This window comes from Methylobacterium sp. 142-1Y (assembly GCF_057747795.1).
Genome location: NZ_JBYLEN010000002.1, coordinates 415,781 through 433,618, shown reverse-complemented (window position 1 = coordinate 433,618; position 17,838 = coordinate 415,781). Strand labels below are relative to the sequence as shown.

Sequence of the window (17,838 nt, the reverse complement as noted above, 5' to 3'; positions counted from 1 at the left end):
GAGAGGACGAGGTGCCCACCCTCATCGCACCACGATCCTGGCCGTCGCCTCGGTCACGCCCGGCACCGCCCGGATCCGATCGACGAGGTCGAGCACCTCGGGCGGCTGGAGCAGGCGCGCCTCGCCGTCGGCGCCCGGCGCGGCGGCGAGCCAGCGCTCGGCGAGTTCCGGCGGCAGGCCGCCGGCGACGCCGAAGCAGGAGAACAGGTTCTCGAACGGGTCCCCGGCGACGATCTCGTCGAGGCCGTAGCCGCGCGGGTAACGCCGGACGTCGCCGGCGGCGAGGGGCGTCAGCGAGGCGGCGTTGCCCCGCACCGGCAGCGCCACGAAGGCGGTCTCGTCGGGGGCCACCACCCAGCAGTACAGGCTCTGGCGCGCCCGTGCGTCGATGCGCAGCTCGAGCCGCTGGCCGCGCGCGAACGGGGTGGCGGTCGCGGCGACCGCGAGCCGGCCGCCATCGGTGCGCGCCGTCGCCGCGAGGTGGTCGAGGAAGGGGCGCGGGGTCGGGTCGCAGCCCAAGCCCTCGACGGCGATGCGCCGCCGCCCGGTCGGCGCCAGCACCGCACCATCGCGCTGGAACTCCAGCTCCATCCAGGAGCGGCGCTCGCGGTCGGTGAGGAAGCGCCCGCGCGCTGTGACCGGACCGGCGCAGGCGGTGCCGGGCGGGCGGCGGCGCACCTCGAGGCGGGCGCCCTTGAGGATGCGGCTGGCCGAGCGCGCCTCGGCGTCGAGGGCGATGAGCAGGCGGTCGGTGAGCGCGCCGGCGCAGGACGAGTGGCCGCCCTCGGCCTCGAACGGGCAGACCTCGACCGCGGCGACGCTCGGCGCCGCCTGCCCGAAGGCCCGCACCGCCCGCTCCAGCTCGGCATCGACGTCGGCGACGCCGGCGCCGACGCGGATCGGCACCGTCAGTGGCTCGCTCGTCGCCTTGCAGGAGGCGCTGCGGGTGATCGCCTGGAGCCGGAACGCCGCGGTCTCTCCGGCGCGGCGCGGCTCGACCAGGAACACGCTGGCCTCGCCCGCGAAGGCGGCACGGATCTGCGCCTCGGCCTCCGGGCCGGACAGGCCGGTCGTCCCCTCGCGCAGGGCCTTGACCCGCACCACGTCGGCGGCCGCCGCGAGGCGGACCCGGCCGGTCCCCTGAAGCCGGCTCTCGACCGCGAGGCGCACCTCCTCGGCCTGCTCGCGCGACCACGCGGTCTGGCCGGGCTCGGGCCCGATGACGGCGAGCGAGAGATCGGACCGCCCGGCGCAGGAAGCGACCGCGTCGAGAAAGGGCGCCAGCGCGTCGGTGCCGGGATCGGCGCGGGCCGGCAGGGCCGCGGCGAGGATCGCGGCGAGCGATGCGGCGAGACGGTGCTTCATTCCGTCTCGTTCGACTTGGCGTACTGATCGAGGGCGCGCACGAAGACCGGGTTGAAGCGTCCGTCGAGCGCGCCGGGATAGTAGTCGGCCTGCTTGATCGCGCGCTGCACGGTGCGGATCGTCTCGGGCTTCAGCTTCTGCGCCGCGGTATCGGTGGCCGAGACCGCGGCAGCGCCGAGTTCGCCGCGCTTGAGCGCCCGCAGCACCATGTCGGCGGCGCCGACCCCCGGGAAGTAGCGGGCAAAGCCGTTGTCGATCAGGGTCGCCATCGTTGCCATCGCCACCGGATCGCCCTTCTCGGCCGCCTTGCGGAACAGGTCGAAGCCCTGGCGCAGATCCCTCTGGAAGCCGTGGGCGCCGGTGGCGTAGTGCGGCACGAGCTTGCTGATCGAGGGCACGTCGCCCCCGTCCGCGGCGCGCCGGTAGAGCGCCACCGCCTCGGCCTCGTTCTTCGGGACCCCGTTGCCGTATTCGAGCATGCGGGCGGCGTTGGCGAGCGCCACCACGTTGCCGGCCTCGCCGGCCTGGCGGTAGAGGCGCAAGGCCTCGCCTTGCGAGCGCTTCACGCCCTGACCGTTCTCGTAGAGCGTGGCGAGGTTGTTCATCGCCGCGGTGCTCCCGGCCCTGGCCGCCCGGTCGTAGGCCGCGAACGCCTCCTTCGCGCGGTCGGCCCGGTCGTAGGCGCGGCCGAGCTGGTAGGCGAGGCGGCGCAGGGACGGGTAGGCGGCCGACGCCCCGCGGCAGGCCTCGATCGCCGACGCGGCCTCGATCCGGCCGTACTTCACGCCCGGGACGGCCTGCGGCCGGTCGGGATCGTCGGTGCCGGCGGCGAGCGCGTCGCAGGTCTTCACCCGCGGATCGCCACTCGGGTCGGAGCCGCCGAGATAGCCTTGCGCCAGGCCACGATAGGCGCAGGCCTCGGTGCAGGAATCCAGGTAGGCCTGGTACTGCCGCGCCGCGCCGAATTTCGCCCAGTTCTCCTGGTCGATCGCCGTCGCGTCGCGCTGGCGCCCGGCGAGCAGCCGGTCCATCGCCTGAGGCCGGTAGGCGCAGACCGCGCCGCAGGCGCCGATATAGGCCTCGAATGCCTCGCGCGTGCCGAGCGCTTCCGCCCGGCGCCACGCCGCTTCGTCGCGCAATGCCGCGACGCCGTTGGCCACCGCGTCGACGGGCAGCGAGGCCTGGAGGACGATCGGCGCGTCGTCGATCTCCGGCACCTGCTCGCGGCCGGAGGTGCGGCGCGCCGCTTCCTCGACCTCGCGCTTCAGGTAGCCCTTCAGCTCCGCCCAGGTGACCCGGCCGTCTCCACCGCCCGGCCGGTCGCCCGCATCGGCGAGGCCCGCGACGCCCATCAGGAAGCGGCTGGTGAGGAGGCCCAGCCGATTGGCCTCGTCCCAGTTCGCCGGCGTCGCGCCCGACGTCGCCACCAGCCGCACGATCCCGCTCTCCGCCTTCGGCCGGGCCGGGGCGAAGCCGGGGGCCGAGACCGCGAGCAGGCTCTCCCCCTTCCGCCCGGTCTCGCCGGTGAAGCAGGCATCCACCATCACGACGAGCTGGCGCCCGGACCCGATCTTGCGCTTCACGAGGTCGAGGTTGCGGTAGAGCGTCTCGAGGGCATAGCCGCTCTCGCCCTGGTTCGGGTTGCCGTCCTCCGGCAGGAGAAAGGGCTGGCGGCTGGTGAGGTCCGGCACGCCGTGGCCCGAATAGTAGACGAAGACGTTCGAGCGCCCCTCGCGCGCGCTGCGCCACAGCCGGCCGGATTGCGGATTGCGCTCGGTGCCGAACACCTGGTTGAACTCGTTGAGCGTCGCGTCCTTGAGGACGAAGACGTTGGCTTCGCGGTAGCCGAGGCGCTGGACGAGGTAGGCCCGCATCGCCTCGGCGTCGTTATGCGCGTAGTCGACCGGCACCGTCTGCTTGTAGCTGCGGTTGCCGATCACGACGGCGACCGAGTCGGCGTTGTCGGCGAAGGCCTGGGTCTCGAGAGCAGACGCTCCGGGGGCAGGCGTCTCGGGCGCGGCCCGGGCGGCACCGGACAGGACGATCGCGGCCGCCTGCACCAGAAGGGCGAGCCCGACCCGGGCAACGCAGCCCCGCAACGCCGTGGCCTTGGTCATGCGTGGTCTCCTTGCTCGCGGCGGGAAGCAGCCTCCCGGCATGGCTCTTGTGCCCGACCTGGGCTCCCGTGACGGGCCGGTATCCGGCTCAGGCGGCCGGAGCGTGGTGGCGAAAACGGCCCTTGCATGGCGTAGCGATTTTTTACCGCGCGATGAGCGCGAGGGCGAGGCTGAACAGGGCGAGGTGCAGCGGCGAGAGGGTCTTCAGCATCGCGGAACCTCCTCAGCGCAGGTAGAGGCCGCGCCCGCACCGGCGCACCCGCCGCGGCTCGATGTATCCGGTAGCCCGGTTGAAGACCTCGACCGTGCGATAGAGGCAGTAACGCCCGGAATCGCGGCCGTTGAAGTAGACCCCGCCGTTGTCGAGATCGACGCCGATGAATTCCTGGTTGCCGCGGCTCCCGTGAGCCTCGCCATCCTGGGCGAAACCCGGGACCGTGCAGCAGAGCAGGACGGCGGCGGCGAGGATCGTGGTCTTCGTCATGGCACATCTCCGTTCGGGCGCTGTCCGCCCTCATCGAGGCCATGGGCAGGCCAGACCGGTTTTCGCGCGCGCCGATCCGGCAGGAACGAAAAAATCCCGATCCGGGCGGCGTGGCGGCGGGAGCGCGCCTCACAGGGTGAACACCGCGACCCAGACGCGCCGCAGACCGGGACCGGCGGGAGCAACTACGACCTTGCGGGCGCGCCGGCCCGCCACCGGCGCCTCGCCGCCGGCCGCGCCCTCCGGCAGGGCCGCGAGCCACCCGTCGAACCCGCTGCCGAGAAGCGTGATTCCCGCACCGCCGCCGGGGGTGAGCCCCCCGGGCACGAGCCGGGCCGCGAAGGCGGCGGCCTCGGCCTCCGGCGCGTCGAAGGTGAGCCGCATCAGCCGGTCGACCCCGGCCTCGTCGGCACTCCGCAGGCCGCGATGGCCGGGCGGCAGCGGCACGCCGATGAACGCCTCGATCTCCGCGACGGGAACCGGTCGCCCAGGCGTGCAGGCGGCGAGCAGGGCAACCAGGAGCAAGGCCAGACGCAACGCCGATCGCGCGGCGGCGGGGCGCGCGCTCACCGGCCCGGCCCCCGCAGGTAGGCGCGGATCTGCCGGGCATAGTCGCGGGCACCCCGCGCCTCCGGCCCGATCCCGCGGGCGATCCGGTCGAGGGCGGCCAGCGCCGCGCGGCCGTGGCGCCGGCTTGCGAAGAGGGCGAGACCCTGCTCGGCGACGAAGACGTCGAGCCCGGTGAGGCCGGCCACGCAGGCGAGGTAGGCGGCGGCGTTCTCGACCTGCCCCGGATCGAGATCGAGCCGCTCGACCGAGGCCTCGCCGACGAGCGCCCGCGGATAGCGCGTCTCGAACGCCGTCACGAGCGCGGAGTCGAACAGGGCGGCGGCGCGAACTTCGGCGCAGCCCGGCAACGGAAGGCCGGCAACCTGTGCGGGCGCGGCCCGGGCAGGGCCGGGGAGGAAGAGGGCGAGCGCAAGGAGGGCGCCGAACTGCCTGCGCCACCTCGGGTCCGACATGGGCGCGACGGAGAAGTCCCGCCGCGCCCGGGCGGCGAACCGGCACAGCTCCGCGTTCGTATGGATGCTCATCGCCGTCGCTCCCGTCACAGCGTGCGCCGGTAGACGCCGCGGAACGTGACGTTCAGGCCGCCGCAGGCGAGGTTGTCGTCGACGACGAGCCAGGGGCCGAGCCGTCGCAGCCAGATCTTGCAATCGGTCTCGGCGCCCTTCTGCACCGGCAGGGTGCCCGCCTCGCCCACGGCGAAGCTGGCGGCGTCGCCGACGGGCACGAATGTGCCGGACATCTCGCCGGTATGGATTCCGCCGCGGCGGACCCGTTCGGGATCGCCCGCGCCCCAGGTCGCGTCGCCGGCAACGGCGAGCGTGCCGGCCTTGTCCCCGCGTGTCACCCGGATCTGCGCCTCGGCCTGCTTCCAGGCGCCGAGCCATCCCTCGAGGGCGACCGACGCCGCGGACTCGAGCGCCACCGCCTCTGCAGGGATCCAGCCTATACGTCCGACCTCGTCGTCCTTCCCGCTCCGGTAGGTCGCGCACAGGAACGCGCCGCGGCGCTCGCCGAGGATCACGGCATCGCCGGTCACCAGGTAGGCCCGCTCGCGGCAGACCGGGCCCGGATCGGGGCAGCCCGCGCGGGCAAGGCCGTCCTTGACGAAGGCGGTGCGGCCCGGGGCGGAGACCCGTCCCAGGGAGAGGACCGGGCCGGCGGAGAGGGTGGGCGCGCGCCGGCACTCGTTCTCCTCCGCCCACCCGTCCGAGACGCCCGCCGCGGAGGCCAGGACCGCGAGCAGGACGGCACGGCGTGACCGGCGGACGGTCCTGTGCGTCGGATGGGCGCGTCTCATGGCAGGCGATCCGGATGCGGGCGTCGGGTTGGCGATGATCGCGGCGGGCGCGGTCGCGATCCTTTGCGCGATGGTGGGGTGGCGGCTTCGCGAGGTCATCGCCCTGAAGGCCTGCGACCATCGGAAGGGTGTGGCGGAAAGGTCGAGCACCGCGGCGGCGACCGCCGCGGCCAGAGTGTCGTGGGGGCACAGCATGCGCCGGACGGGCTCGTGCGAAGCGGGAGGCGGTCGGGGGCTCACCGGCGCCTAGTCCTGCACGGCCACGATGCGCTGGGGCGTGAATTTGCGCTGCCGCCAGACCTGGCAGACGCCGCGCGCGGGCGTGATCGTACCGTGCTCGTCATGGACGACCAGCGCCTGATCTCCGCATATGTCGAGCGAGAAGCAGACGCCGCTGGCGAACAGGGAGGCGGGGTCGGCGACCCGGTAGCTGTGGCCGGTGAGTTCGCCGTGGACGAGCATGGTATGCGGCAGAGGACGCTCGACGGCCTCCCGCGGTAGGATCCGGATCACCTGGATGAAGATATCGCCCTGTCGCCACTTGGCGGACTCCGCTGGTCGTCGAGATCAGCGATCGGCTCGACGCCGAGCGCTGATCCTTATCCGGCTGATGATCAGTATGTGATCAGTGGCGGCCGAGCCCCGATAGGCGATGGCATCGGGATGGTCTTTCCATCATCACGCTAACCCGAGGATCGACTGGGGGTCAACCACGGTTGCGCAACCGCTGCGATCGAGAGGTCACACACCCGACCAGGCCAGAGAAGGGGATCGCAACGCTTGGTGCTCCGACGCCCGGCGACGGGTCGTGGTTTGCCTCGTCGACGATCGCCAGAAACATTGGGTTGACCTGTACGCTCATACCGCTAGAAATCCTGCTACCTTTCGAGACCTCGGACGTGCTGCGCCCGATCTACCGCCGCTTTTCCGGCACTTCGACCGGCGTGCCCTAGATAGCGCCGCTCGATCGTCTTGCGATCGTCTGGTGCGCTTCATGCCGTATCGGCATCTGATCTCCCACGCCCAGGAGGCGACCATTCCCGAGGCAACGACTTCGCACGTGCCCTCGCGGCCGCGCGCCTTCGCCGGTCTGATCGCCGCCACCGTGCTTCTGCCCTTCGCCCTCCTGCTCCTCGGCCTGTGGGAGCGGCAGCGCGGCGCCGATGACTGGGCCGAGTTCGCGGCCGAGCACGACCGCCTTGCCCGGGTCGTGGCGGATCTCGAGGCTCGCACGCCACGCGACGGGCGGCCTGATTTTCGCCTGCAGTTCCGCCACGACGGCAAGAATTACGGCGGTCCCCTCGCCGTCGTGATGGCGCGCGGGGCCCGGGACAGCGCCGGAACGCTCGTCGCCGTCATGGACTGGCGCCGCTGGCTGCCGCCGGTCGCGATCGCAGGTGGGGGGATCGCGGCCGGACTCTCGCTCCTCGTGCTGCTCGCCGGGGCCGCGCTCGCAAGGCTCGGGCGCAGCTCGCGCGACGCACTGGTGGGTGGCTTCTCGCTCGTGCGCCGCCTGCTGCCGGCGTCCCTCGCGGCCCAGATCCTGGCGGCGACCGCCGGTTTCGTCGCCGTCGTCGCCTTCGAATCGGGGCTGCTGCTCCAAAGTGGCCTCTCCGGCGACGGGATGAAGCTCTTGGGAATCGCCGCCGTCGCGGTCGCCGCCACGCTCCTCGCGGCGGGCGGCGCCCTCCTCGGCCTGCGCCGAGCGCTCGACGCCTTCGAGCCCGACCCGGTGCCGATCCTCGGCCGACAGATCACGCCGGCCGAGGCGCCGGGCTTGTGGCGCCTCGTCGAGGGCCTGGCCGAGCGGATGGGAGCGCTGAAGCCCGAGGCCTTGGTCGTCGGCCTGACCGAAGGCTTCTTCGTCACCGCCGGCCCGGCGGTACTGGAGCCTGGCGGCGCGCGGCTCTCGGGCCGCATCCTCCACCTGCCGCTGCCGCACCTCGCCTTGATGCGTGGCGACGAGACCGCGGCGATCATCGCTCACGAGCTCGCGCATTACGCCGGCGGCGACACCGCCTACAGCCAGCGCTTCCTGCCGATCTATGCCGGGGTCGCGCGCTCTCTCGACGTGGTCGCGGCGCGCGAGGGTCACGCCCTCGGCCTGCTCGGGCCCTCGGTACGGCTCGGCCGGTTCGTGATGGAGCGCTTCCACCTCGCCGTGCGTCACTGGAGCCGGGTGCGCGAGTTCGCGGCCGATGCGGCTGGCGCCGGAGTGACCTCGCCCGAGGCGTCGGTGCGAGCGCTCCTGCGCAGCGGCGCCCTCGCCCCGCGCATCGCCGAGACCCTCGCCGCCGCGGCCGAGGCCCCCGACGCGGCACCACCAGACCTCGTGGCGGCGATGCTCGACCGCGTCGTCGCTCGCGGCCTCGACGACCCGGCCCGTCACATCGAGGCCGAGCAGGCCCATCCGACCGACACCCACCCGCCGACCCGCGAGCGCATCGCCGCCCTCGGACAGACCATCGACGCCGGCCTGTTGGATGCCGCCGCTGTCACACCGCCGCCGCACGCCCTCGGTCAGCTCGCCGCCTACTTTGCAGACCCGGCCAGCCTGTGCCGGGCAGCGAGTGAGGACTTCCTCGACGCGGTGCGCGAGCGCGTCGCGGCGTTCCGCGCCCGCCTGGAAGAGAAAGCCGCCGAGGTCGGTACCGAGGAGCGGGTGCTGCGCGCGAACTACCGCCCCCGCGGCCTCGTGCTGGCCGTGGCCGGCGGCCTCTTCGGCCTGGCCGCCCTGGCCGTGGCTTTGTTCGGCATCCCCGGGATCCTGCCCCGCGAGGCCACTGTCGTCCTTGCCGCGGCGCTCGCGATCGCCATCCTGATGGGCGGGGCCGGAGCGTTCATCCTGGCGCGAGGCGAGCCCGTCATCCTAGTCCTGAGGCCCGAAGGCCTGGCCGCGCCCGGGCTCGACCGGACGATCGCCTGGAGCGACATCGCCGACCTCGACCTGACCGGGAACCATGGCGGCCTCGTCATGCGCGTGCTGCTGCCGCCGGCCGTGCCCTGGCCCGAGCGGCGGCCCGGCCACCCCGCCGCGAGGCTCGACCCTGAACGCCGCATCGTCACGCTGCCGCTTCCCATGCCGCGCGGGATGAACCCGCAGGGTTTCGCCGACCTCATCGCCACCTACCAATCGGCGGCACAGGCCCGGTCGATCCTCGCCGGGACCGCGGTCACCGTGCCCGTGACCGAGCCCGCCTGACAAACCGTGAGAGGATTCATGACCAAAACACCCGAGACCGCCTCGTCCTACCGCCCCGATGCCCTGCGGCTGCCGCCCCGGGGTCACGGGTGGGTCAACACCTTCTGGGTCCTGTTCGGCGTGATGGCGCTCGGGGGCATCCTGATCGCCTGCGCGGTCTACACGGCGCCGGCGGTGATCTCGGACTGGCAGGTCCACGCGGCGGCGAAAGCCGCCCCCGACGCCCGAGTGAGCGAGGGGACGTGCAGCGCCAAGCTCGTCATCCACATCTGCGATGCGACCCTCGCCTTGCGCACTCCCACCGGAACGGTGACGCGGCGAGTGAACTACGTGTTCACCGGCCTCCATGCCGGTGACTATCGCGTCGGGGTGATGGCCGACCCGGCCCGGCCAGACTTCGTCACCACCGATCTCGGCCTCGACCGGCTCTGGAACCGGACGATCACCCTTCTGGTGGGCATGGGTGCGATCGCAGCCTGCATCTTCGGGGCGCTGCTCTCGCTCCTCCGCAATCGGCGCACGGCATAATCCCGGCACTGGCGGCGCGTGACGGCGAAAACGGGTCTGCACGGCCCACGCCCCGTTGAGCGCTGAGAGAGGACGCTGATCGGCTCTTATCGGACGCGTCCGATGAGGCGTTTATCAGGAGGAGCTCGAACACATGATCATCTGGTCAGGCTGGGGCATGCTCTCGGCGCTCATTGCGGCCGCGGGCCTTGTCGTCAGCGTGCTCCTCGATCCGGCGCTCGCGCGCATCGGCATCCCGACGCCGACCGGGGTCGTCCTCGTCTGGGTCGTCGCCGCAGCGTTCAACTGGTGGCTCGGCACCCGGCTCAACGATCTCCCGGGTCGCGAACTGGTTGATCCGCGTACGGGACAGATCGTGATCCTGCGTGGGCGCCACACCCTGTTCTGGATCCCGATGCAGTACTACTCCGTGCTCATGGTGGTGCTCGGCATTCTTTCGGTGCTCGGCGCCATGCATGGCGGGTCTCCCGGGCGCAAAGCCGGCCAAGCCGCACGAGCCCATACCCCCGCTGCCAGCAATCCGCTCCGCGTCGCCGTGACGGGTACGACGCCTCCCAAATGGCTAAACGGGGGCCGTGAGGTCGCATGGGCTTCGACGAGCTTCCGAGGCTGAATGCGTGCGATCCGCATCTTGCCTCCCCGGGTCGGCCTCCGCCAGAGGGGCCTCGCGGCGCAGCCGCTCGACCAGATCGGGATTGCCGATGAACGGACGGCCGAAGGCGATCATGTCGGCGTAGCCGGACGCGACCGCCTCGACCGCAAGCTGCCGGTCGTAGCCGTTATTGGCGATGTAGGCCCCGCCGAATGCGGCGTGCAGCGCCTTGTAGTCGAACGCCGACGACCCGTTGGGCCCGCGCGTCTGCCCCTCGACGCAGTGGAGATAGGCCAGCCCGAGCTCGCCCAGTCTCCGGGCGAGATGGCCGTAAGTTGCCTGCGGATCGCTGTCGAGCGGGGTGTCGCCGACGGCTCGCGTCATCGGCGAGAGCCGCAGACCGACGCGGTCGGCACCCCAGACCTCCGCCACGGCCGAGACGACTTCGATGGGAAGCCGCGTGCGGTTCTCGATCGAGCCGCCGTAGCGGTCCGTCCTGCGATTGGTGCTGTCGCGGATGAATTGGTCGAGCAGGTAGCAGTTCGCGGAATGCACCTCGATCCCGTCGAAGCCCGCCTGCTTCGCCAGGGACGCGGCGCGCCGGTAATCGTCGATCAGACTTGGAATCTCGTCGGTCCGCAGCGCGCGCGGCATGGAGGGGGGAGCCTGCGTGCGGCTCTCAAGGAAGACGAGTTCACCGGCCTGGATGGCCGAGGCCGAGACCGGCGCCTCGCCATTCTCCTGAAGGCTGACATGCGACATGCGCCCGACATGCCAGAGCTGGCAGACGATCCGCCCGCCGGCCTCGTGCACGGCCGAGGTCACGCGCGTCCAGGCCTCGGCCTGCGCCTCCGTGTAGATGCCCGGCGTGAAGGCGTAGCCCCGGCCCTGCCGCGAGATGTTGGTCGCCTCGGTGATGATGAGGCCGGCCGAGGCGCGCTGCCGATAATATTCGACGGCGAGATGCGAATGGACGCCCTCCATGTCGGCGCGTGAGCGCGTCAGCGGCGCCATCGCGACGCGATTGGCGACGTTGATGGCTCCGATCCTCGTCGGAGAAAACAAATCACGATCGGCGGTCATCGGCATGGGCGGGATCTCTCAGCGCCTGTTTGATTGAAATGGACAGATATCAAGCCCCTCGTCATTTCGGCGCCGCACAGCGGCCCCGGAATGACGGGGAGGGTGTCAAGACCGTCGAGCAGGTCGAACACGGTCTCACTCGGCCCGGGCGGCCATGTCGCTCCGGTTGGCGTGATTGAGTTCCGTCGAGTGGGAGTAGATCTCGATCAGGTTGCCCCAGGGATCCTCGCAATAGACGGCCTTGAACGGCTCTCCCTCGAACAGCGTCCAGACCTTCGAGCGCTGCGTGCCGCCCATCTCGGCGATCCGCCGCGCGAGGCCCTCGACGTCGGGATCGACCAGGCAGAAGTGGAAGACACCGGTCTTCCAGTAGCGGAAGGTGTCGTCCGCGGTTTCCGACGTCGGCGTGACGAACTCGAACAGCTCGATCCCGACCCCGTTCGCGGTGGCGAGGTGGGACACGTATCCCTCCTCGAAACGGTCACCGAAGATCCCCTTGAACACCTCGCCGATATGCGAGCCGTCGTGCCGGATGTGGAGGGGCCCGATGATGTGACGGCAGCCGAAGGCCTTGGTGTACCACGCCGTCGCTGCCTCGATGTCGGTGACGGTCAGGCCGACATGCGTCACCGGAGCGGGATGATGGGACATCGCTCTTCTCCGCGGGTGAGGAATCAGGCCGCGCGCGGCAGTCGGTCGAGCAGTTTGTCGAGCGTGACGGGATAATCGCGCACGCGGATGCCGGTCGCGTTGTAGACGGCGTTCGCGACCGCCGCGGCCGCCCCGCACAGGCCGATCTCGCCGATGCCCTTGGCCTTCATCGGGGACGAGACCGGGTCGGGGTGATCGAGGAAGACGACGTCGAGATGCGGGATGTCGGCATGGACCGGCACCTCGTAGCCGCCGAGGTCGTGGTTGATGAAGAAGCCGTGGCGGGTGTCGACGACGAGCGCCTCCATGAGCGCCGAGCCGACCCCCATCGTCATGGCGCCGATCACCTGGCTTCGCGCCGTGAGCGGATTGAGCACCAGGCCGGCATCGATGACCGCGAGCATGCGGCGAATGCGCATCTCCCCGGTGAACCGGTTCACCGCCACTTCGGCGAACTGCGCCCCGAAGGTGGCCTGGACGAAGTCCTTGTCGAGGTCGCCATAGGTGATCCGGTCTTCCGCGGTCAGCGGCCCATCCTTTACGGCGTCGAGGAGAGGCACGCTCCGGCGTCCCGCCGTGACCATCCCGTCCGCGAACGCCGCGTCCTCGGCGTTGAAGCCGAGCCGCGCCGCGACGCTCGCCCGCAAAGCCGTGCAGGCGGCGTAGAGCCCGGACGTCGCATTGTTCGCGCCGAACTGCCCGCCTGAGCCGGCGGCTTCGGGATAGTCCGAGTCGCCGAGACGGACCGTCACGGCGTCGAGCGGCAGGCCCATCATCTCGGCCGCCGTCTGGGCGAGAATGGTGTAGCTGCCGGTCCCGATGTCGGTCATGTCGGTCTCGACCGTGAGCCGGCCGTCCTGTTCGAGCCGGACGCGGGCGCCGGACGGCATCGGCAGGTTCTGGCGAAAGCCCGCCGCCATGCCCATGCCGACGAGCCAGCGACCGTCGCTCACGGAGCCGGGCCCCGGGTTGCGGCGTGCCCAGCCGAAGTTTTTCGCGCCGACTTCGAGACACTCGATCAGGTGGCGCTCCGAGAAGAGCCGCTGCGGCTTGCGCGGATCCACCTGCGTGTCGTTCAGGATCCGGAACGCGACGGGGTCGAGGCCGAGCCTCTCGGCCATCTCGTCCATCGCGATCTCGAGCGCCATCAGGCCTGGCGCCTCTCCGGGCGCCCGCATGTCGTTCCCTTCGGCAAGGTCGAGGGTCGCAAGCTTCATGGACAGGTCGCGGTTCGGAGACGCGTAGATCAGCCGCGTCGGCGCGACCGCCGCCTCGGCGAAGGCTCCGGCCAGGTTTCCGTTGACGCTGTGATGAGCGATGGCGGTCAGCCGCCCGTCACGGTCCGCACCGAGGCGGATCCGTTGAATCGTGCCGGCGCGGCGCGTGCCGTTATTGGCGATCAGCGGGCGCTGCAACGCGACCTTGCACGGACGTCCGACGGCCTCGGCGCCGAGGGCGGCGAGGAGCGCGTCGCTGCGCATGATGAGCTTCGCACCGAACCCCCCGCCGATGAACGGCGCGTCCAGCCGGAGATCGTCCTTGGCGAGGCCGAGCGCCTGCGCGAGGCTGTTGCGGTGCCAGGACACGACCTGGGCCGAGGTCCAGATCGTCAGCTTGCCGTCGCGCCACGCGGCGGTGGTGGCGTGCGGCTCCATCATCGCATGGGTCTGGTCGGGGGTGGTGTAGGTCTCGTCCAGGGTCACGGGGGCGGCGGCGAGCGCCGCCTCGACATTGCCGATCCGGTCGACCACGGGGTAGTCCGGTCCGTCTCGATCCGCGATCGGCTCGGCCTTGGGGGCCTCCGCCGCCAGATCGCAGCGCGCCGGCTCGGATTCGTAGTCGATGCGCAGGAGATGGGCCGCCGCGCGGGCCTCCTCGAAGGTCCCGGCCACGACGAGCGCGACGGCCTGGTGATAGTGGCGCACCTCGGCGCCGCCGAACAGGTGGAGGGTCGTCCGGAACCCCGGGGGGGCTGGGTCGTGCTCCAGCGTCGTCAGGACCGCGAGGACGCCCGGAGCCGCGCGCGCGGCAGCCGAGTCGATCCCCGTCACCCGCCCGCGGGCGATCGTGGCGCCGACGATCCAGCCATAGGCGGGGTCGGCGACGGCGTCGTGCCGCTCATACGCGTAAGGGGCCGTCCCGGTGACCTTCAGGGCGCCGTCGACGCGCCGGTGCGGCTGCCCGATGATCCTTCGACGGTCGATGGGGTTCTGCCCGGCAGGCGTATCGAATCGCATCTCACGCCCTCCCTTCGCTCAGTGCCAGCGCGAGGGCGCGCTCGGCGAGTGGAATCTTGAAGGCGTTCTCCGCCGTCGGCGTCGCGCCCCGGAACGCCGCCCTCACGACGGCGGCCGGACCGTCCGGCAGGAGCGCCTCCGCGTCCTCGACCCGCCAGGGTCGCGGCGCGACGCCCCCGAACGCGACCCGCCCGGTCCCGTCCTTCTGCAGGACGACGGCGACAGACACGATCGCGAAGGCGTAGGAGGCTCGATCGCGGACCTTGTGATAGCGGTGCGTCCCGCCCGGCGGCCGCGGGAGCGTGACGGCAGTGATGAGCTCGCCCGGTTCGAGCGGGTGCTCGATCTCCGGCCGGTCCCCCGGCAGCCGGTGAAAATCGCCGATCGCGATCCGGCGCTGCAACCCGTCGGGCCTGATGGTCTCGACAGCGGCGTCGAGAAGCCGCATCGCGACGGCCATGTCGCCCGGGTTCTGGGCGATGCAATGGGGGCTCGTTCCCACGACGGCGAGCGAGCGGGTGATGCCTCCGAGGGCCGAGCATCCCGAGCCCGGCTGGCGCTTGTTGCACGGCAAACTCGTCTCGTAGAAGTACGGGCAGCGGTTGCGCTGCAGGAGATTGCCGGCGGTCGTCGCCTTGTTGCGCAACTGCCCGGTGGCGCCGGCCACGATCGCCCGCGCGAGGACGCCGTACTCGCGCTTCACCCGCGGATGGGCCGCGACCTCGGTGTTGGTGGCGAGCGCGCCGATGCGCAGGCCGCCGTCCGGCAGGTCCTCGATCGCCCGAAGGGGCAGGTGCCGGATGTCGACGAGGTGGGCCGGTGTCTCGATCTGGAACTTCATCAGGTCGAGCAGGTTCGTGCCGCCCGCGATGAACCGGGCGCCCGGCCGGGCGGCGACGGCCGCCACGGCCGCCTCAAGGCTCGCGGCGCGCTCGTAGGTGAAGGGCTGCATCAGGGCCTCCTCGCCAAGTCGAACACGGCAACGTCGGCCACGGCAACGTCGACCACGGCATCGGCGATGTTGGAATAGGCGCCGCAGCGGCAGATATTGCCGCTCATGCGCTCGCGCAGCTCGCCGTTGCTCAGGGTCATCGGCGCCGCGAGATCTTCGGTGGCATGACTTGGAACGCCCGCCTCGATCTCGGCGAGGACCGCCACCGCCGAGCAGATCTGGCCCGGCGTGCAGTAGCCGCACTGGAAGGCGTCGTGCACGACGAACGCCGCCTGCATCGGATACAGCCGGTCCGGCCGGCCGAAGCCCTCGATCGTCGTCACCTCGTCCCCGTCGTGCATGGCCGCGAGGCTGAGGCAGGCATTGATGCGGACCCCGTTCACTAGCACCGTGCAGGCGCCGCAATAGCCGTGATCGCAGCCCTTCTTGGTGCCCGTGAGGTGCAGGTGCTCGCGCAGGGCATCGAGCAGCGTGACACGGGTGTCGAGGCAGAGGTGCTGACGCTCGCCGTTGACCGTGATGGACAGGGAAAGCGACCCTGACGAACCTGCCGCCTGTCCCCCGGCTGCCGGTGGCAGACCCGCTGCCGCAACGCCGACTGCCGCAATGTTCACGACCTCTCGTCGGCCGATCTCGTGTGACGGGGGAAGACTCATCGAAGAACCCTTCCTCATCGATCGACGCTGGCGCGATGGCCGAGCCGCACGGCTGAATGGGCAGCATCCTGGCTCGGTGCTTCCCAAGGGTCCGGGGTCGCGCGCACGCGCACCGTCCTGATCTCCACGCCGCCAGGGTCGAGCTTCGAAAACTCGGCGAGCCGGACCTTAAGCTTGGGCCTCCTGGGCCTTGTTGTCGCTTTCATATGCGAAGACTTCGTGGGCGACGAAAATTCCATCCGACCGACCACCGGGAGATTGGAAACTGGTTCTCGAGGGCACCTTGAACGAGCCCCGCCGGCGGCCGGTCCGCTCTCGACTCGCCTGTCGATCTCCGCCCTCAGCCCCGGTTCGTCGCCATCCGGCGCGCCTCGGCGGCATCCGCGAACGTCTTCTTCACGGGGCCGAGTACCTGGACGAATTCGAGCTGCTCGCCCTCGGGCCCCTTGCAGTAGATGATCGACCAGCCGTTTGACGGACCCTCGTGGATCTTGATCGTGTTGGTATCCCGCGGCGCCGCGCGGCGCTCCTGTTCGGAATGTACGGCCACGGTTCGGTTCGCCCTGACCTGTGTCATGCCGCGGCGTGCGCACTCGGCCTCCAGATCGGCGATGAACCTGTCGAAGTTCACGTCGTCGCGGACGTAGAAGATCGTGTCCCAGGGTGTGGTGTAGCTGGGGCTGGTCCACCACGATGACCGGCCGGGCCGGACTGGTCAGACTGCCAGGGTTGGCAGGGTGACGAGAGGATCATCGCCGATTGGGGCGATGCTTTCCAGGGTCATGTACCGGCAGCGTTGCACCGCCCATTCGTCGTTCTGTTCGAGCAGGATGGCGCCCACGAGCCGGCGGATCGAAGGCTCGTCAGGGAAGATGCCGACGACCTCGGTGCGGCGCTTGATCTCGCCGTTGAGGCGCTCCAACGGGTTGGTCGAGTGCAGCTTGGCCCGGTGTGCTGCCGGGAAGCCCATGTAGGCCAGGACGTCGGTCTCCGCCGCGTCCATGAGGGCCGCCAGCTTCGGCACCTTGGGCCGGAGCTGATCGGCCACGCGCCGCCACTGCTGGCGGGCGGCCTCGGCGTCCTCCTGGGCGAAGGCGGTGGCGATGAAGGCCGAGACGACGCGTCGGCCTGAGCGACCCGCATGGGCCAGGACGTTGCGCATGAAGTGCACCCGGCACCGCTGCCAGGACGCCGTCATCACCTTGGCGATCGAGGCCTTGATGCCCTCGTGCGCGTCGGAGATCACCAGCTTGACCCCGCGCAGACCACGCCGGGCCAGCTTGCGCAGGAACTCGGTCCAGAAGGTTTCGGCCTCCGACGGGCCGATGTCGAGGCCCAGCACGGGTTCCCATCGTGGCAGGCCACGATGGGTGCCCCCTCGCGCCGGCCATCCGTGTTGACGCCGACCGCCACGATGACGGCCACCGAGACCGGGCTCCCATCGCACGGGTGCGATGGGGACCCTGGATGCGGTGGTTCTGGCGCACCTTCACGTAGGTCGCGTCGATCCAGAGGTAGGGCCACTCGCCCTCGATCGGCCGCTCCAGGAAGGCGTTCACACGCTCATCGATTTCCTGGCAGAGCCGGCTGACCTGGCTCTTGGAGATGCCCGTCCCGCCCAAGGCCTGGACCAGATCGTCGACCGCGCGGGTCGAGATGCCCTGGATGTAGGCCTCCTGGATCACGGCTGTCAGCGCCTTCTCGGTCATCCGGCGCGGCTCCAGGAAGCTCGGGAAGTCGCTCCCCGTCCGCAGCTTCGGGATGCGCAGTTCGACGGTGCCGGCCCGCGTCTGCCAGTCTCGGTCACGATACCCGTTGCGCTGGGCCAGCCGCTCCGGGTTCTTCTCGCCATGGGCGGCACCGGTCAGGCCGCCCACCTCCAGTTCCATCAGGCGCTGGGCGGCAAAGCCAATCATCTCGCGCAGCACGTCCGCGTCAGCACTCTTCTCAGCCAGCGCCCGCAGGCTCATAACGGCATCGGTCATCGGGGGTCTCCCGGGTTCGGGGTTGGTGCTCACAACCCGATCCTAACCCGTCACCGCCGATGGCCACCCCCGCGAGAGATCCCGCCTGCTACTGCGCTGTGAGGGCGCGCAGGCGGGCT

15 protein-coding genes and 2 pseudogenes are annotated in these 17,838 nt (G+C 71.0%); 3 read left to right on the top strand and 14 right to left on the bottom strand.

From position 1 onward, the window contains the following. Positions 1-21 precede the first annotated feature (21 nt). From AC3AOF_RS31950 to AC3AOF_RS31920, 7 genes are all read right to left on the bottom strand, one after another. Positions 22-1,365 carry a hypothetical protein gene (locus tag AC3AOF_RS31950; protein WP_488349116.1) on the bottom strand — a complete coding sequence of 448 codons (1,344 nt, stop codon included), beginning with the start codon at positions 1,363-1,365 and terminating at the stop codon, positions 22-24. Then, positions 1,362-3,482, bottom strand: coding sequence for a caspase family protein (locus AC3AOF_RS31945; protein ID WP_488349115.1), 2,121 nt, complete (start codon positions 3,480-3,482; stop codon positions 1,362-1,364). Before AC3AOF_RS31945 ends, AC3AOF_RS31950 begins: the two co-directional genes overlap by 4 nt. A 223-nt stretch (positions 3,483-3,705) precedes the next feature. Continuing rightward, positions 3,706-3,966, bottom strand: a complete 261-nt coding sequence (locus AC3AOF_RS31940; RefSeq protein ID WP_488349114.1) for a hypothetical protein — start codon at positions 3,964-3,966, stop codon at positions 3,706-3,708. A gap of 129 nt (positions 3,967-4,095) precedes the next feature. Further along, positions 4,096-4,536 (bottom strand): hypothetical protein, encoded by a 441-nt coding sequence (locus AC3AOF_RS31935; RefSeq protein ID WP_488349113.1) that lies wholly within the window; start codon positions 4,534-4,536, stop codon positions 4,096-4,098. After that, positions 4,533-5,060, bottom strand: coding sequence for a hypothetical protein (locus AC3AOF_RS31930; protein WP_488349112.1), 528 nt, complete (start codon positions 5,058-5,060; stop codon positions 4,533-4,535). The genes AC3AOF_RS31935 and AC3AOF_RS31930 overlap by 4 nt, the downstream gene beginning before the upstream one ends. 14 nt (positions 5,061-5,074) lie before the next feature. After that, the gene (locus AC3AOF_RS31925) at positions 5,075-6,028 is read right to left on the bottom strand and encodes a hypothetical protein (RefSeq protein WP_488349111.1); all 954 of its coding nucleotides are present in this window, start codon (positions 6,026-6,028) and stop codon (positions 5,075-5,077) included. A 51-nt stretch (positions 6,029-6,079) separates the two neighbouring features. Next, a complete protein-coding gene (locus tag AC3AOF_RS31920; RefSeq protein WP_488349452.1) occupies positions 6,080-6,358 on the bottom strand; it encodes a hypothetical protein in 279 nt (92 codons plus the stop codon). A 535-nt stretch (positions 6,359-6,893) separates the two neighbouring features. Here AC3AOF_RS31920 and AC3AOF_RS31915 point away from each other — a divergent pair. From AC3AOF_RS31915 to AC3AOF_RS31905, 3 genes are all read left to right on the top strand, one after another. Continuing rightward, positions 6,894-9,035: a M48 family metallopeptidase gene (locus tag AC3AOF_RS31915; RefSeq protein ID WP_488349110.1), complete on the top strand. Its 2,142-nt coding sequence runs from the start codon at positions 6,894-6,896 to the stop codon at positions 9,033-9,035. Positions 9,036-9,053: 18 nt separating this feature from the next. Next, a complete protein-coding gene (locus AC3AOF_RS31910; protein ID WP_488349109.1) occupies positions 9,054-9,563 on the top strand; it encodes a hypothetical protein in 510 nt (169 codons plus the stop codon). 133 nt (positions 9,564-9,696) lie between these two features. Further along, a complete protein-coding gene (locus AC3AOF_RS31905; RefSeq protein ID WP_488349108.1) occupies positions 9,697-10,176 on the top strand; it encodes a hypothetical protein in 480 nt (159 codons plus the stop codon). Here AC3AOF_RS31905 and AC3AOF_RS31900 read toward each other — a convergent pair. The 7 genes and pseudogenes from AC3AOF_RS31900 to AC3AOF_RS31870 form a co-directional block, all read right to left on the bottom strand. Beyond that, positions 10,126-11,244: an alkene reductase gene (locus tag AC3AOF_RS31900; protein WP_488349107.1), complete on the bottom strand. Its 1,119-nt coding sequence runs from the start codon at positions 11,242-11,244 to the stop codon at positions 10,126-10,128. The genes AC3AOF_RS31905 and AC3AOF_RS31900 overlap by 51 nt on opposite strands. A gap of 129 nt (positions 11,245-11,373) precedes the next feature. Beyond that, complete coding sequence (locus AC3AOF_RS31895; RefSeq protein WP_488349106.1) at positions 11,374-11,889, bottom strand: VOC family protein; 516 nt, start codon at positions 11,887-11,889, stop codon at positions 11,374-11,376. A 23-nt stretch (positions 11,890-11,912) separates the two neighbouring features. Continuing rightward, positions 11,913-14,126, bottom strand: a complete 2,214-nt coding sequence (gene paoC / locus AC3AOF_RS31890; protein WP_488349105.1) for an aldehyde oxidoreductase molybdenum-binding subunit PaoC — start codon at positions 14,124-14,126, stop codon at positions 11,913-11,915. Position 14,127: 1 nt separating this feature from the next. Beyond that, on the bottom strand, positions 14,128-15,078 hold the full coding sequence (locus tag AC3AOF_RS31885) for an FAD binding domain-containing protein (RefSeq protein WP_488349104.1): 951 nt from the start codon (positions 15,076-15,078) through the stop codon (positions 14,128-14,130). After that, positions 15,078-15,734, bottom strand: coding sequence for a 2Fe-2S iron-sulfur cluster-binding protein (locus AC3AOF_RS31880; protein WP_488349103.1), 657 nt, complete (start codon positions 15,732-15,734; stop codon positions 15,078-15,080). The genes AC3AOF_RS31885 and AC3AOF_RS31880 overlap by 1 nt, the downstream gene beginning before the upstream one ends. Before the next feature lie 340 nt (positions 15,735-16,074). After that, positions 16,075-16,416 (bottom strand): annotated as a pseudogene (locus tag AC3AOF_RS31875) (VOC family protein); the annotation flags it as partial. 33 nt (positions 16,417-16,449) lie between these two features. Further along, a pseudogene (locus tag AC3AOF_RS31870) lies at positions 16,450-17,719 on the bottom strand (IS256 family transposase). Positions 17,720-17,838: the final 119 nt, after the last annotated feature.

Bases quoted from the DNA above. Each gene is read 5' to 3' on its own strand.
- AC3AOF_RS31950 (WP_488349116.1), bottom strand. From the start codon at position 1,365: ATGAAGCACCGTCTCGCCGCATCGCTCGCCGCGATCCTCGCCGCGGCC.
- AC3AOF_RS31945 (WP_488349115.1), bottom strand. From the start codon at position 3,482: ATGACCAAGGCCACGGCGTTGCGGGGCTGCGTTGCCCGGGTCGGGCTC.
- AC3AOF_RS31940 (WP_488349114.1), bottom strand. From the start codon at position 3,966: ATGACGAAGACCACGATCCTCGCCGCCGCCGTCCTGCTCTGCTGCACG.
- AC3AOF_RS31930 (WP_488349112.1), bottom strand. From the start codon at position 5,060: ATGAGCATCCATACGAACGCGGAGCTGTGCCGGTTCGCCGCCCGGGCG.
- AC3AOF_RS31925 (WP_488349111.1), bottom strand. From the start codon at position 6,028: ATGCTGTGCCCCCACGACACTCTGGCCGCGGCGGTCGCCGCCGCGGTG.
- AC3AOF_RS31910 (WP_488349109.1), top strand. From the start codon at position 9,054: ATGACCAAAACACCCGAGACCGCCTCGTCCTACCGCCCCGATGCCCTG.
- AC3AOF_RS31905 (WP_488349108.1), top strand. From the start codon at position 9,697: ATGATCATCTGGTCAGGCTGGGGCATGCTCTCGGCGCTCATTGCGGCC.
- AC3AOF_RS31900 (WP_488349107.1), bottom strand. From the start codon at position 11,244: ATGCCGATGACCGCCGATCGTGATTTGTTTTCTCCGACGAGGATCGGA.
- AC3AOF_RS31895 (WP_488349106.1), bottom strand. From the start codon at position 11,889: ATGTCCCATCATCCCGCTCCGGTGACGCATGTCGGCCTGACCGTCACC.
- paoC (WP_488349105.1), bottom strand. From the start codon at position 14,126: ATGCGATTCGATACGCCTGCCGGGCAGAACCCCATCGACCGTCGAAGG.
- AC3AOF_RS31885 (WP_488349104.1), bottom strand. From the start codon at position 15,078: ATGCAGCCCTTCACCTACGAGCGCGCCGCGAGCCTTGAGGCGGCCGTG.
- AC3AOF_RS31880 (WP_488349103.1), bottom strand. From the start codon at position 15,734: ATGAGTCTTCCCCCGTCACACGAGATCGGCCGACGAGAGGTCGTGAAC.